Raw genomic sequence first — 598 nt, forward strand, 5'->3', positions numbered from 1 at the left:
CTTCTTACTACGATGGCCGCCAGGTTGACCTTGGCTTCATTGGTTCTTGTATGGTTCACAAAGGTGACATGCAAATCATCGCAGCAATGCTTCGTAACCTTGAGAAGAAAGGTCCTATTACGTTTAACGCACCACTTGTTGTTGCGCCACCAACGTACAACATCGTTGATGAACTAAAAGCAGAAGGCGACTGGGACATCCTAGCTAAGTACGCTGGTTTCACGTTTGACGACGACAATCCAAAAGAAGCAGCACGTACTAAGTACGAAAACATCCTTTACCTTGAGCGTCCTGGATGTAACTTATGTATGGGTAACCAAGAGAAAGCAGAAGCAGGTGATACTGTGCTAGCAACTTCTACGCGTCTATTCCAAGGCCGTGTAGTAGAAGACTCTGCTGAGAAGAAAGGTGAATCACTACTAGGCTCAACGCCAATGGTTGTTCTTTCAACGATTCTTGGTCGTTTCCCAACTTTGGAAGAGTACAAAGAAGCGGTTGACGGTATTAACCTAACTTCTTTCGCACCACCTTCTGAAGATTTGGCAGTGCCACTTAAGATTGTTGGCTAGTCATTGACTAGAAAAATTAGACCTTGAAA

Annotated in this window: 1 protein-coding gene; it reads left to right on the forward strand. The window is 44.5% G+C overall.

Annotated features, from left to right (window positions below; translation table 11 throughout):
* The coding region (locus A3739_RS08685; protein WP_255375074.1) for an aconitase family protein at positions 1–569 on the forward strand (569 nt) is incomplete at its 5' end.
* Positions 570–598: the final 29 nt, after the last annotated feature.

This window comes from Oleiphilus sp. HI0067 (assembly GCF_001635735.1).